The organism is Rhizobium sp. SEMIA 4085 (genome assembly GCF_013004495.1).
GTDB classification, from domain to species: domain Bacteria; phylum Pseudomonadota; class Alphaproteobacteria; order Rhizobiales; family Rhizobiaceae; genus Rhizobium; species Rhizobium gallicum.
Map to the genome: position 1 here is coordinate 1 of NZ_JABEPH010000122.1, position 15143 is coordinate 15143.

Genomic DNA, 15143 nt, shown 5'->3' on the forward strand with positions numbered 1-15143 from the left:
CGAGGAGACCGGGGCGTAGGGCGCGTGTCCTAGGATCGAGACGATCGTGAGGGACCAGGCTGCGGTAGTTCGGGATTGTTCGATTGCGTCCAGTCAGTGGCTGAGACGAGCGGCCACTACGGCAAGGGAGGAGATAGAGTGGAACTGGGTGACAATAAGCGAGATCGCGCCTACGAGCATCGCGAAGGCTGCGGCCGACTGTGTGATCACGCCAAACTCGATGTCTCCTCTTATGAATGCCGGAGCAACGATCAGGGCGGGAATGATCTGGATCAGCCAGTTATAGCCGGTGGTGAAGAACCCCACGTTGCGATTGACGGCCGTAATGCGGCGAAAGTTTGCGACCAAATCGTCAAGTCGATGCGACAGGAGAATTTGCTGTCGCCCCTCGCCGCGTTCCAGGATGATCGACTCGGCGTTCTCCCGCACATGAATGAGGCTGGAGCGGAAGTTGGCCTCCTTGTCGAGTTGATCGTAGTGCAGATTGATCAGCGGCCGTCCGAGCAGAACCGTCAGGTAAGAGCCGCCAGCCGCATAGAGGACAGCCACGACAAACAGCAATGGGCTGATTGACCACAGCACGCTGGAAAAGGCCACTATCGTCAGAGTGCCGTTGAACAGTAGTAGGACAAAGGAGAGCGTCGTGCTGGTGAACGCGCGAACGTCATCCGCGATCCGCTGGTCCGGGTTGGTAAGTTGCCCCGAGACATCCAGGCGGTGATAGGTGCCATTGGCGAGATAAAGCGTCACAGCGCGCCGGGCTATGAATTCGCGCCAAAGTAGTGCCAACCGTTCTTCGACAAATCGTGCGATGACCGAAAAAACTGTCAAAGCAGCGAAAACACCGACGTAAAAGATCGCTTGCCGGATGAACTCGGGGGTCTGGCGGTCTGCAATCGCTGTCATGAAGTTTCGGCCGACGTAGCTGTTGACAACGTTGAGGCCGCTTACGCCGAATAACAGCGCAGCGAGCACCGCAAACATCAAATTGGCCTTCTTGCCGACATCGGAGGTCGAAAAATGCCGGACCGCGCGCGCAAAGCGAACTGCGGTTACCTTGAGCGGAATTTGCTGGCTATTCATGCCATCCTCCCTTTGGCAAGCTCAATGACTTACGACCCAGCTGCAACCGGCGGTGCCACGAACGATCGTCTTAACTTGAAATCGTCTTGCCGCTGCTTTACCTCATAGGTCTCTATCGCGATTAGCCAGCATTCGACTTAGAGAACTCCCGTCTCCTGCCATTTGCCGGCTCTGCTGTCCCAACGATTCCGCGCTCGAGCGAAGAACTGCTCCTCTGAGTTTTGCGGACCTTCCCGGGCAGCAGCACGCAGGTCAGGATCGGGTCGAGAGCGGCTGAAGAAGCCGCCAAGCGCAACCCTGCGTTTTATTTCAGGGCGTTGTGATGAGCGCAAGCGTATGACGCGCGATCATCAGTTCCTCATCCGTCGGCAGAACATAGAGTGCAACGCGGCTTGCCTGAGTGGAAATGAGAGTTGCGCCCTCTTCATTGGCCACGGGATCGAGTTCGGCGCCGAGCCAGGCGAGCCGTTCGCTAATGCGGGCGCGGATCGCGGCCGAGTTCTCCCCGACGCCGGCTGTAAACACGAACGCGTCGAGACCTCCGAGCGCGGCGGCAAGCATGCCGACACTCAGCCCACAGCGATGGACGAAGTGATCGATCGCGAAGGCGGCACGCGCGTCGACGCTGACAAGAAGATCGCGCATATCACCGGAGATGCCGGAAAGGCCCTTCAGGCCGGACGACCCATAGAGAAGATCGGTCACCTCCGCTGCGGTCATGCCCTTTTGATCGATCAAGTACAGCACGACACCGGGATCCATCTGTCCCGGCCGGGTGCTCATCGGCAGGCCGTCGAGCGCAGTGAAGCCCATCGTCGTCTCCACGCTGCGCGCCTCCTTCAGCGCGCACATTGAGGCGCCGCTGCCGAGGTGGGCAACAACAATGCGTCCACCCGCGATGCCGGGGGCGACTTCGGTCAACCGTTCGGCGATATATTCGTAGGACAGGCCGTGGAAGCCGTATCGGCGCACGCCATGCTCGTAATAGGTCGATGGCAAGGCGTAACAATCCGTATGCGGGGCGTGACCGCGATGGAAAGCCGTGTCGAAACAAGCGACCTGCGGCACCTCCGGATTGATCTCCATGGCGAGCCGGATCGGCGCCAGGTTGTTTGGCTGGTGCAGCGGCGCAAGCTCCTGGAAAGTGGCGAGCGTGTCCAGGATGTCGTGGTTGATCAGGATCGGTTTTGCGTAGTCCGGACCGCCATGGACGACGCGGTGACCAATTGCCCGGAGCGTGAACCCCTCGAGGGTCTGCAGCCAGGCGCGAGTTTCGGCGATTGCCGCCGGCAGGTGATCGACAACGTCTGGCGTATATCGGCGATCGACAAGGACGGTACCGTCGGCGGCGCTGGCCACGAGACGAGGTCGTACGCCGATGCCATCGATCTGACCCCGAATGCAGCGGCCGGGGCCGGTGTCGGCGATCTCGAAGATCTGAAATTTCAGGCTCGACGAGCCTGCATTGATGACAAGAATTGCGTCCATAGCTCAGGCCGCCACTTCTATTTTACGCCGACGGGCGGCGGCGTAGAGCGTCGTGAGCGAGCACGATGCCAGTCGGCTGCGCACCGAATCCCGAAAGCAAGGTTAGCACGATTCCCGCGGCGGCGGCATGCCTCAAGTTTGACCCACCAGCATTTGTGCCCGGCCTGCCACGGGGGAGCATTCTGCGCCATATCGCGTTTGACATCAGGCCGGGAAGATGTTGAACGACCGGGTCGGTGATGAAGAGCGTGAACAGGGCCATTGATCGTTGATCAGGCTTCTCATCTTACTGGCTTTTTGTCACCGCGCATCTAAGTGGTCTCCCGGATCGTTAGCTAAAGTAACTAATTTAGAATTTACAGCAACACCATAACTATAACAAGTCGAGTGCGCCCAAAGTCCATCGAGATGCAGGTCGAGCTAGGCAAGAAATCGTGAGCACCGGAGTTGGAAGCTACGAACGAGCTACTCTGATGCTGCTATAGTGGGCACGAGCTACAAATTGCGGTCGGGGCACTCCACCAAACTCATGAGGCGCATTGCCGAGCGCGGTGCCGAGGTCGTTGGCTATTCGAGTCAGAATCGAACGGCTTTTGAAAGAGTCGAAGGATGTCCCCATAGAGCCCGCGAGGTCCGCAACGTGGCGGGGAAGATTCCGGCGGCGGCGATAGTCGTGCCAGCCGTTACGTTGACGCTGAGCAATGCCCGGCCGGTGTCAAACCCAGTCCGTCCAGATAGTTCTCGAGGATTGGACTCGTGCCAAATGCCAGCCGCTTTTGCGCGAAGTGCTCCCCGTGCGATGCGGAGCCGGTCTTTTATTTTTTGCTGAGGTCGCAGTAACGCTTCGGGTTCCAACCAATCCTCGCTATAATGAGGATACATGCACTTATCTTCTACCCCATTTAGGGCTGTTCAGAAGGAGAGGCTTGATGGCACGCATTACATTAAGACAGTTGCTCGATCACGCCGCAGAAAAATGCTACGGAGTGCCCGCATTCAATATCAACAATATGGAACAGGCCCTCGCGATCATGCAGGCGGCCGATTCGCTCGACGCGCCCGCGATCATGCAGGCTTCTCGGGGCGCCCGAGCCTATGCCAACGACATCATGCTGAAGCACATGATGGATGCAGTCGTCGAAATCTATCCCCACATCCCGGTCTGCGTGCACCTCGATCATGGCAACGAACCGTCTAGTTGCATGACCGCCATTCAATCCGGCTTCACATCCGTCATGATGGACGGCTCGCTCAAGGCGGATGCCAAAACACCGGCCGATTGGGACTACAATGTCGGGGTCACCAAACAGGTGACGGAGATGGCTCATCTCGGCGGCGTTTCTGTGGAGGGAGAACTCGGCGTCCTAGGTTCGCTGGAGACCGGCATGAGCGAAGCCGAGGACGGCCACGGAGCCGAAGGCAAGCTCTCGCAAGATCAGCTTCTGACTAATCCGGACGAAGCCGTTAAATTCGTCCGCGAAACTAGGGTCGATGCGCTGGCGATTGCGATGGGCGCATCGCACGGCGCCTACAAGTTCAGCCGCAAGCCGGACGGCTCGGTGCTGGCGATGAACGTCATCGAGCAGATTCACGAGAAGCTGCCGAATATTCATCTGGTGATGCACGGCTCATCATCGGTCCCGGTCGAGCTGCAGGAAATCATCAACCAGTACGGCGGCCAGATGAAGCCGACATGGGGCGTGCCGGTCGAGGAAATACAGCGTGGTATCAAGAATGGTGTTCGCAAGATCAACATCGATACCGATGTCCGAATGGCGATGACCGGCCAGGTCCGGCGTGTTCTGCAGGAAGACCCCAGCGAATTCGATCCACGCAAATATCTGAAACCGGCCATGGTGGCGCTGACGAAGCTCTGCAAGGAGCGGTTCGAACAGTTCGGAACGGCGGGCAAGGCTTCGCAAATCCGGCCGCTTCCGCTTTCGGAAATGGCAAAACGTTACAACTCCGGCGCGCTAGACCCGACTTTTTCTTGATAGCGAAACTGCAGCGGACGCCGGAGCGTCCGCTGCCCTGCCCTCTATTTCATGTTCCGTCCATCCGAGCCCCGCTGCGGCAATCCCGCTGACCTCTCGCGCAAGCCTTCCATCGTCAGCGTTCCCTCGATCGCACGCGTGCTGCGCCTGAGCACGATGTCGGACAGGTGGATGACGAGTTCCTGCGTGACGGCCACACCGATGCCACCTCATTGCCGCGGTGACCCGTGAGTGCCATCATGAAAGCCATGTGTGTACGCAGTGTCGCTTGCATCCGGCCTTCGCAGTTCGAATCGACACGACGCTGGCCTCAGGCAACTGCACAAGATCATGCAGATGCTTTCCGAAGGTTCGATCACCGTCATCAGCAATGCGGAAACCGACCCGCCCTGCGCGATTGCCGCAACGCGGTCTTTGAATGCAGTGAGGATGGAGTGGACGTGTACGGTGAACCGGACCTGAGGCACAGCCGCAACAAAAGCCGGTAAATTGGTTGTCGAACTCCCGCACCAGGTTTATGTTGTTGGATCCTCGGTGTCCTCAGGGGGAGGTCGTGCGGAGATGCTAGTAAAAGATGTGATGATCACGAAGGTTGTCGGGGTATCACCGGATAACAGTGTCAGGCGAGCCGCCGAGGTCATGCTTGCCAATTGCATTAGCGGTGTTCCGGTCATCGACGATGCGGGTTGCCTCGTCGGGATCATCAGTGAGGGTGATCTGCTGCGCAGAGCGGAATTAGGGCGGGGAGCCATTGCCGAGCTCGGAACGTCGGCACTTACCGCCGAGGAGCAAGCCACGGCTTACGTTAAGAGTAACGCGTGGCGGGTTGCAGACGTCATGAGCCGCGCGCCAGTTGTCGTGGAAGAGGACGCGCCGCTTGGGCGGGTGTCCGGGTTGATGCAGAAGCATGGCATCAAGCGCATTCCCGTTATGAGAGAAGGCGTGCTGGTCGGCATCATTAGTCGTGCAGATCTTCTGAAAGTGATTGTTACAGCCGACCTAGACGAAACCGCGCGAGGTGACGAAGCCGTCCGTCGCAGCATTGCGATACGGCTCAGCGAAAATACGGGTCTTCTCGGAAAAGACGTGACCGTAGCCGTAACCGACGGTGTGGCTCACCTATGGGGAAACGTTGACACGGCAGAGTGCAAGAAGGCGGCGCGCGTTGCTGCCGAAAGTGTTCGCGGTGTGAGAGGAGTGGTTGAGCACTTCTCCGAAGATCCGAAAGGATCTGCGATCACGCCTTCGGATTAAACCTCACGTACCTTCGATTTTAGCTGTGCTTCGGATGCGTTTCGTGCGAGTATTAGAATGCTTGAATATTTGCAAACTGGGACGAAGCTGTTTTGGATAGCCGAGCGGGATAGGAAATAGAGGCTGGGCGGTAATCACGGGCGTGCCAGCGTTTCAGGCTGATGTCCAAACACGCTGCTGTGGCAAATATTCGGTCGATAACGACCGCGCTACGAATTGTGCCCTCGCCGCCAGCGTCCCATGCCGGGGCGTTCGCCCCAGTCGCTAGCAGTTAAAAGTTCGACGATTTCTCACCTTGGAAGATCTTACCGTAGCAATCTGGGCTCAGAGGAGGAGGTACCCATGGTTTCGCTCAAGACGGCACGAGATGCAAAGGTCGCTGTAAACGAGAACATGTCAACGGGCGCCCCGCTTTCGACGGAAGAATTGCAGTCAATGGACGCCTATTGGCGGGCATCGAACTACCTCTCCGTTGGCCAGATCTATCTTCTCGACAATCCACTGCTGAAAGAACCGCTAAGGCGCGAGCACATAAAGCCACGGCTGCTTGGTCACTGGGGCACGTCGCCAGGTTTGAACATGCTCTACGTTCACCTCAATCGCGTTATCAAACGCGATGATCTTGACATGATTTACGTTATTGGGCCGGGACATGGCGGACCGTCGCTGGTCGCGCACGCCTATCTCGAAGGCACCTACAGCGAAGTCTACCCCAACATTGGCCAAGACACGGAAGGCATGAGAAGGCTGTTCAAACAGTTCAGCTTCCCGGGCGGCATCCCGAGTCACGTTGCTCCGGAAACACCCGGCAGCATTCACGAGGGCGGCGAACTGGGCTATGCCCTCAGCCACGCCTACGGAGCGGCATTCGACAATCCGGATCTGATTGTCGCCTGCATTGTCGGCGACGGAGAAGCCGAGACGGGGCCGCTTGCAACAGGCTGGCAAAGCAACAAGTTCTTGAATCCTGCTCGCGATGGTTGTGTGCTTCCTATCCTGCACCTAAACGGCTACAAGATCGCCAATCCGTGCTTCCTTGCCCGCATTCCTCGCGACGAGCTGAGGAAATTTTTCGAAGGCATGGGCTACACGCCGTATTTCGTCGAGGGTGATGACCCCGCGAGCGTGCACCAGCAACTGGCGGGCGCACTTGACACCGCAATGGCTGATATCCAGGAAATCTGGGCGGATGCCCGCGACAGGGGCAACGTGAAACGTCCGATGTGGCCGATGATCGTTTTCCGCACGCCCAAGGGCTGGACCTGCCCGCCTGAGATAGACGGCAAGAAGTCGGAGGGCTATTGGCGGTCGCACCAGGTGCCGATGGGCGACATGGACAAGCCGGAACACCTCCGCATTCTCGAAGCATGGATGAAGAGCTACCGCCCCGAGGAACTGTTTGACGACGGAGGCCGGTTCAAACCGGAGCTGGCAGCGCTTGCCCCCGCAGGGCATCGTAGAATGAGCGACAATCCGCATGCCAACGGCGGCTTGCTGCTGCGGGACCTGAAGATGCCCGACTTCCAGGACTACGCGGTCTCCGTGCCGAGCCCTGGGGCAACCATCGCCGAATCGGCGCGGATGATGGGGGCGTTTCTCCGCGATATCATGAAGATGAACATGGAGAACAACAACTTCCGCCTGTTCAGCCCTGACGAAAACAACTCGAATCGCTGGCAGGATGTGCTGGAAGTCACCAACCGCTGCTACATGGCGGATATCTATCCGGAGGACGATCATCTAGCGCCGGACGGACGGGTGATGGAGGTGCTCAGCGAGCATCAATGCCAGGGCTGGCTGGAAGCCTACCTGCTAACCGGCCGGCATGGCTTCTTTTCTTGCTATGAAGCCTTCATCCACATCATCGACTCGATGTTCAACCAGCACGCCAAATGGCTGAAGGTCTGCCACGAGATCCCGTGGCGGCGGTCGATCGCCTCGCTCAACTACTTCCTGAGTTCCCACGTCTGGCGGCAGGACCACAATGGCTTCAGCCATCAGGACCCGGGGTTCATCGATCATGTGGTCAATAAGAAGGCGGATGTCGTCCGCGTGTATCTGCCCCCGGATGCGAACACCTTGCTTTCTGTAACGGACCATTGCCTGCGCAGCCGCAACTATGTCAACGTCGTCGTCGCCGGCAAGCAGCCTGCCCCGCAGTGGCTGACAATGGATCAGGCCATCAAGCATTGCAGTGAAGGCCTTGGCATTTGGGAATGGGCAAGCAACGACAAGGGCACCGAGCCTGACGTCGTAATGGCATGTTGCGGCGACGTCCCGACGCTCGAGACACTCGCAGCAGTCGATCTGATCCGGAAGCACCTGCCGGAGCTGAAGGTCCGCGTCATCAATGTGGTGAACCTGATGAAGCTGCAGCCGCCGGAAGAGCATCCGCACGGGCTGCCGGATCGCGATTTTGATGCTCTGTTCACCAAGAACAAGCCGATCATCTTCGCCTTCCACGGCTATCCGTGGCTCATCCACCGGCTCACTTACCGCCGCACCAACCATGGCAATCTGCACGTCCGCGGCTACAAGGAAGAAGGCACGACGACGACGCCGTTCGACATGGTGGTGCTGAATGAGATGGATCGCTTCCATCTGGTGGAGGACGTCATCGACCGGTTGCCGCAACTGGGCGCTCGCGCTGCCTATTTCAAACAGGCAATTCACGAGAAGCTGATCGAACACCGGCAGCACATCGAAAAATATGGCGACGACGTGCCCGGAACCTCGGGCTGGACGTGGGGACAGTCGGCTGCCTTGGGAGAGCTGCGATCGACAGAGGCAGACAACGTCTAAGCCAGGAGGGCTGGACGTGAAAGTATTCGTGATCAGGCATGGGGAGACCGAGTGGAGCTTGAGCGGGCAACACACCGGCATGACAGAAGTCCCCTTGACCGACAACGGACGACAACAAGCGGAACGGATGCGGCCGGTGTTGGCTCGGCAAACATTCGCGCTCGTTCTTGTGAGTCCGCTGCAGCGGGCACGGGAGACGTGTGACTTGGTAGGCTTCGGCGCCGAGGCCATCATCGATCCAGGCTTGATGGAGTGGAACTACGGCGAATATGAGGGCCTGATGCCCCAGCAAATTCAGGCGAAAAGACCGGGTTGGTTGATTTTCCGTGATGGATGCCCCGGAGGCGAGACGCCGAGGCAAATTGGTGCTCGAGTGGATCGAGTCGTGGCGCGCACACGGGCTGCAGACGGCGACGTTGCGTTGTTCGCGCACGGGCACGTGCTGCGCGTGCTTGCAGCGCGATGGATTGGCCTGCCACCGCGTGCCGGACAGCATTTTCTCCTGAATACCGGCACGTTGAGCGTCCTCACCTACTACCACGAGATACCCGCAGTGAGGGTCTGGAATGGACAAGTCTATGAGTAGTGTGCGGGAAAGCTGCCAGCAGTTGGTGATGGTCTTTCGAGGCGGGTGTCGTCCTTCTGAGTGGGAAAAACGTTGATGGTAAAATCAATTCACGGCCACAGCACGCCTGAGGCGGCGGCGAGACATGATAGCGTCGCGGAGCTGGCGAATCCGAGCTCCGCGGTCGCGTTGCTTTCCAACGATCGGTATAGCGTCCTGGTCACAGCCGCCGGGGCCGGTTACGGAACATGGCAAGGCCTCGACATCACCCGGTGGCGCGAGGACACCACCCGTGATTGCTGGGGCCAATTTTGTTACGTTCGGGATCTAAGCGACAACGACCTCTGGTCCATCGGAAAGCAGCCATTATTTCGGCCCGCGAATGTCTATGCGCACGCCTTTCACGGAGACAGGGCCGAATTCCGCTGCCATGCCGGCGACATGGAAATCCTCACAAAAATCTGTGTCGCACCCGATCTGGACGCGGAAGTGCGTATGCTCACAGTCTCGAACCATGGCACACGGGAGCGAACCCTCGAACTGACAAGCTATGCCGAAGTCTGCCTGAACTATCGTCGCGCGGACATGTCGCATCCGGGCTTTGCCAAGCTTTTTGTCGAAACACGATATGACGAGGCGACAGGCGCCCTATTTGCGCGTCGAAGGCCACGTGCTGCCGGGGAGAAAGCCATCTGGGCCGTTCACGTTTCTTCATCAAACCTGCCGCCTTCGCAAGCGGTCCAATATGAAACCGATCGGCTGAGATTTCTTGGTCGGGGCCGGACAACAGCCAACCCCGTCGCATTCGACGCGGGTGGATCGCTCTCCGGAACGACTGGCCCTGTCCTCGACCCGATTTTCTGTCTGCGGCGGACGGTTCGTCTGGCGCCCGGCGCCGACGCGCGCGTCGCCTTCGTCACAGGCGCTGCCGATGATCAGGCAGCCGTGCAGCTCATCGCCGAAAGATATGCCAAGTTCGACACCGTCGAGCGAGCGTTCTCCGAAGCTTCAAAGAGATACGAAAATGAGCTTCGCACTTCGACCCTGAAGTCTGACGATGTCTCGCTGTTCAATCGGCTGGCCGGGAATGTCGTATTTGCGAACCCGACCCTGCGGCAGGCGGCTGGGCCCGAGCGAGATCGATTGGATCGAACCGCTCTGTGGGCTCATGGTATCTCCGGCGACCTTCCGATCGTGCTTGTCCGAGCCAATGGCGACAGGGATGATGCCTTCGTTAGCCAAGTGACGATGGGCCACGATTTCGCCGGTCGCAGGGGCCTGAGATTCGACCTGGTGCTGCTCGACGACGGTGGCGCAGCCAGCGCTAAGCGACAGACTGAAAAGCTACAGTCAGGCCCGCAAGCCGAAATGATCGGCAAACCTGGCGGAATCTTTGTCCTTTCCGAACCCGAAACCGAAAGCGATCACGTGGGGACCATCGCCGCGGCAGCGCGCATTGTCCTGCTGGGAAGCCGCGGCACACTTGCCGATCAGCTCAACCTGCCCTCCCCCGCTCTGTCACCTCTTTCGCCGACGTTAGCCGTTCGGGTAAGCGGGCAATCTGCAGCCCCACATCCTGACCCGGTCGAGGATTTACAGCACTGGAACGAATTCGGGGGCTTCACGCCCGACGGGCGCGAGTATGTCGTGCGCGTGGATGCAGTCAAACCCCGAGCCCCCGCCTTGCCACCCGCGCCTTGGACCAATGTGATCGCAAACCCTGATTTTGGTTGTCTGACAACCGAAGCCGGTCTTGGCTACACCTGGTCAGAGAATAGCCAGATGAACCGGCTGACGCCGTGGTCGAACGATCCGGTTACGGACGCGCCGAGCGAGGTCCTCTATTTGCGGGATGAGGAAACCGGCGATGTCTGGACGCCGACGCCCCTACCGCTCGGTCCCGGTGCGGTCGTGACTGTTCGTCACGGCCAAGGTTACAGCCGGTATGCAAGTTATAGTCGTCATCTCAATCAAGAGCTGACGGTATCGGTCGCGCCGAACGATCCGGTCAAAATCATACGCCTCAGGCTTAGCAACGGGGACACCCGAGTTCGGCATGTGACCGCAACCTATTTCGCCGAGTGGGTGCTGGGGACGCAGCGCGAAGAGACGGCAACGCGGATCGTCTGCGAGCGGGATGCCAGATCTGGTGCGATCGTAGCCAATAATCTCTGGGCCGGCGACTTTGCCGGAAAGCTGGCGTTTGCAGGCGCCAGTCAGCCGGCAAGGTCGGCCACGGCCGACCGCAGAGAGTTTTTAGGCAAATACGGTTTCGTGTTTCAGCCGGCGGCCCTGGAGCGAACAGATCTGGCGGAACGTTTTGGTCCGCTTCTTGATCCCTGCGCTGCGCTGATGGTGGATATCTCCCTGCCCCCCGGGGAAAGCAGAGAGGTTGTCTTCGTCCTTGGAGAGGCTGCCGGCCTCGATGAGGTCCGTAGGCTCGTCCAGGAGCATGCCGACCTCAAGCGCGCAGCCGCGAGCCTGTCGGCTGTCTCCCGCCAGTGGGATGACATTCTGAACGCGATTCAGGTCTCGACGCCGGATGCAGGCTTGAACTTGATGATGAACCGCTGGTTGTTGTATCAGGTCTTGGCATGCCGCGTATGGGCGCGCACGTCCAACTATCAGTCTGGCGGCGCGTATGGATTCAGGGACCAACTGCAGGACGTAATGGCACTGGTCTACAGCGCGCCGACCGAGGCCCGCTCACACATCCTGCGATCGACGGCGCGCCAATTCGAGGAGGGGGACGTCCAGCACTGGTGGCACCCACCGTCTGGCATCGGCGTACGCACTCGGATAACAGACGACTTGTATTTCCTACCCCTTGTCGTTCACCACTACGTTTCCACGACAGGTGACGTTCAACTCCTTGATGAGATGGTGCCATTCATCAAGTCACCTTTGCTAAAAGACGACCAAGAGGAAGACTTCAACCAGCCAGCGACCAGCGAGCAGTCCGGCACCGTCTACGAGCATTGCGTTCGTGCGCTGGAGCATGGCTACCGTTTGGGCAGTCACGGCCTTCCCCTTATGGGAACGGGTGACTGGAACGACGGCATGAATAAGGTCGGCGCCGAAGGCAAGGGGGAGAGCGTGTGGAACGGCTGGTTTTTCCTCACGGTCCTGAATTCATTTGCCACGATATCAGCGTCACGCGGAGATGAAAGCCGTGCCGCCTGGTGCCGCGAACGAACCGAGGCCCTGCGCATTGCCCTTGAAGCCAACGCCTGGGACGGTGGCTGGTATCGCCGAGCCTATTTTGACGATGGCACGCCGCTTGGGTCGTCCCTGAACAGCGAATGCCAGATCGACGCTATCCCGCAAGCCTGGGCCGTCATTTCAGGCCAGGCCGATGCTGAACGCGCTTCGCAGGCAATGCGTGCGGTCCACGACCGGCTCGTACGCCAAGAGGACAAGCTGATCAAACTCTTCGACCCGCCTTTCGACGAAGGCGTGCTGCAGCCCGGCTACATCAAGGGCTATGTCCCCGGCATCCGTGAAAATGGCGGCCAATACACACATGCGGCGACCTGGGTCATCTGGGCGACAGCTTTGCAGGGCGACGGCGATCTCGCCTTGAAGCTTTGGAACCTGATTAATCCGATTTATCATGCGGCGACGAGAGATCAAGTCGAACGCTACAAGGTCGAACCATATGCGGTCGCCGCCGATATCTATGGCGCGCCACCGCACACGGGACGCGGTGGATGGACGTGGTACACCGGATCGGCCAGTTGGTTTTATCGTGTGGCGCTCGAGGCGATCCTTGGCTTTCGCCGGCAAGGACAGTTTCTGCAGTTCGAACCATGCGTTCCGGCAAGCTGGCCGGCCTATGAGATCATATACCGATATGGACCGGCGACCTACCGCATCCGTTTCGACAACGCGAAGGGCATCGGCCGAGGCGTGCACTCCGTCACACTGGACGGTGAGCCTGTCGCGCACGAAAGCGTCCGGCTTGCGCAGGACGCGCGCACGCATGATATCGACGTTATCATTGGTTAGCGGTCATGCCCGAAACGCTCTCCACCGACGCCGACCTCGACCGCCTGCCGACGGACCAGGACCTCGGTCGGCTGCAATTCACGACGCTGTTATACTATCTCCAATGCACGAACCCTGACAACGGCCTGGTGCGCGACAAGACAGAACCGAACGCACCGGCAAGCATCGCGGCGATCGGCATGGCGCTGGCGACCATCCCCGTGGTTGTCGAACGCGGCGTCCTCATCCGCCAATTTGCGGCAAAGATAACCCGTAGCCGGTTGAGATACCTGATCTCATGCCCGCAGGGACCTGAGCCGGATTCATGCGGCTACAAAGGCTTTTTTTATCATTTTCTGGACCTCGAAACGGGGCGTCGGGTTTGGCAATGCGAGTTGTCGACGATCGACTCGGCTTTCCTGTTCGCGGGCGCCTTGACCGTTGCCACTTATTTTGATGGCGACACGGCCGACGAGGCGGAGATCCGCCAGCTCGCGATGGCGCTTTACGAGCGTGCAGACTGGAACTGGGCGCGCGATGGCGGTGCAACTTTAACGCATGGCTGGCGTCCGGAAAGTGGCTTCATCCCCCACCGGTGGCGTGGCTATGATGAAGGCCTGCTGCTCTACATCATTGGTTTGGGATCCCCAACTCACCCGTTGCCGCCCGAATCCTATGCCGCCTACACCGAGACTTACGAATGGAGAAATATCTATGGTCGCGAGCTGCTGTATTCGGGGCCGCTGTTTACCCACCAACTGTCGCACATGTGGATCGACTTTCGAGGCATTCGCGACGCGTTCATGCGCCAGCACGACACCGACTATTTCGATAACAGCCGGCACGCGACATATGTCCAGCAAGAATACGCAATCCGCAATCCGATGAACCTTGCTGGGTATGGCAAGCATTGCTGGGGGTTCACCGCGTGCGACGGACCCGGTTGGGGTAAGCGGGCGATCGATGGGGTGGACCGGGAGTTCTTCGACTACATTGCCCGTGGGGCGCCCTTCGGGCCTGACGATGGGACTGTCGCGCCATGGGTCGTTGTCGCCTCGCTCCCGTTCGCGCCGGAGATTGTCGTGCCGACAGTGCGCAATTTTGCGCGGATGAACCTCGGCATGACCCGGCTTTACGGTTTCAAACCGTCGTTCAACCAGACCTATTCCATGGAAGCCAGTCCGACCGGATCGTGGGTAAGTCCCTATCACTTTGGCATCGACCAAGGGCCGGTGGTGCTGATGATCGAAAACTACCGGACCGGTTTGCTGTGGAACATCATGCGCCGATGCAAGCCCATCGTGACGGGATTGCGCCGAGCAGGTTTTTCGGGGGGATGGCTCTAGGCCGGATGTGTATCGTCTCGCGCGACAGAGCCGGCTGCCGCCCTCGTTTCAACGCAAAGGTTGGGGCTTCAGGTGAAAGGCGCCCGATTTCGAGGGATCGAACGTGTCGCGGTTGCGGTGAACCGCACAGTTTGGAAGCTCATTCAGCGCATCGCCGGCTATGTCGTTCACCTCGAAATCCGGCTTTCGGCTCCAAGCAATAGAAAGGCGCTCTTTTGGCTGGAGACTGGTCATCGTTGACGTGGCTGCGGGACATATCCCCCGGGGCCGCCCTATCTTACGCGCTCGGCCTTATTAGTTTGCGCCAATCGATCCCTCATGAAAAACCCCGGGAGCGGCGCGCCGGTCGATCGGTTCTCCTAATCCTCCCCCTGGCGATGATCCTGCCGGTCTGCTTTCCAATGCAGTCCTTTGCGCAGTCGCCGGTTGGAGCCGGAACGCCGGAGGTGGAGTTCGGCGCGCGGAAAATGTTCTTCATGCTTTTTCTGATGCTTGGTCCGATCAAGATCCTGGTGCCCTTCGTGGCTATCACAAGCAACTGCGACCGTCGCTTTCGACGTTCGATGGCCAGGAGAGCAATCCTCTTTTCGGCAGCCGCGCTGGCAATCGCCGGTTTGCTTGGAC

The 15143-nt window shown here is 59.2% G+C and carries 8 protein-coding genes and 2 pseudogenes; 7 read left to right on the top strand and 3 right to left on the bottom strand.

Going from position 1 to position 15143, the window contains the following annotated elements:
* Nucleotides 1-96 precede the first annotated feature (96 nt).
* Nucleotides 97-1083 (bottom strand): annotated as a pseudogene (locus tag C9413_RS14305) (SbmA/BacA-like family transporter); the annotation flags it as partial.
* A gap of 309 nt (nt 1084-1392) precedes the next feature.
* Nucleotides 1393-2571 (bottom strand): acetate/propionate family kinase, encoded by a 1179-nt coding sequence (locus C9413_RS14310; RefSeq protein WP_039845816.1) that lies wholly within the window; start codon nt 2569-2571, stop codon nt 1393-1395.
* 929 nt (nt 2572-3500) lie between these two features.
* On the opposite strand from C9413_RS14310, the gene fba reads away from it, so the two are divergent.
* Nucleotides 3501-4565, top strand: coding sequence for a class II fructose-bisphosphate aldolase (gene fba, locus C9413_RS14315; protein ID WP_039845818.1), 1065 nt, complete (start codon nt 3501-3503; stop codon nt 4563-4565).
* A 44-nt stretch (nt 4566-4609) separates the two neighbouring features.
* On the opposite strand, the gene C9413_RS14320 is transcribed toward fba, so the two are convergent.
* Nucleotides 4610-4762, bottom strand: a complete 153-nt coding sequence (locus C9413_RS14320) for a hypothetical protein (RefSeq protein WP_170250575.1) — start codon at nt 4760-4762, stop codon at nt 4610-4612.
* Nucleotides 4763-5126: 364 nt separating this feature from the next.
* On the opposite strand from C9413_RS14320, the gene C9413_RS14325 reads away from it, so the two are divergent.
* The 6 genes and pseudogenes from C9413_RS14325 to C9413_RS32715 all read left to right on the top strand — a co-directional run.
* Complete coding sequence (locus tag C9413_RS14325; RefSeq protein WP_039845820.1) at nt 5127-5819, top strand: CBS domain-containing protein; 693 nt, start codon at nt 5127-5129, stop codon at nt 5817-5819.
* A 342-nt stretch (nt 5820-6161) separates the two neighbouring features.
* The gene (locus C9413_RS14330) at nt 6162-8621 is read left to right on the top strand and encodes a phosphoketolase family protein (RefSeq protein WP_170250578.1); all 2460 of its coding nucleotides are present in this window, start codon (nt 6162-6164) and stop codon (nt 8619-8621) included.
* 16 nt (nt 8622-8637) lie between these two features.
* On the top strand, nt 8638-9207 hold the full coding sequence (locus tag C9413_RS14335) for a histidine phosphatase family protein (RefSeq protein WP_039845821.1): 570 nt from the start codon (nt 8638-8640) through the stop codon (nt 9205-9207).
* 75 nt (nt 9208-9282) lie between these two features.
* Entirely contained in the window at nt 9283-13194 is a 3912-nt protein-coding gene (locus C9413_RS14340; RefSeq protein ID WP_039845822.1) for a glycosyl transferase, read from the top strand.
* Between the two features lie 5 nt (nt 13195-13199).
* Complete coding sequence (locus C9413_RS14345; protein WP_039845823.1) at nt 13200-14519, top strand: glucoamylase family protein; 1320 nt, start codon at nt 13200-13202, stop codon at nt 14517-14519.
* A 401-nt stretch (nt 14520-14920) separates the two neighbouring features.
* A pseudogene (locus C9413_RS32715) lies at nt 14921-15143 on the top strand (MarC family protein); the annotation flags it as partial.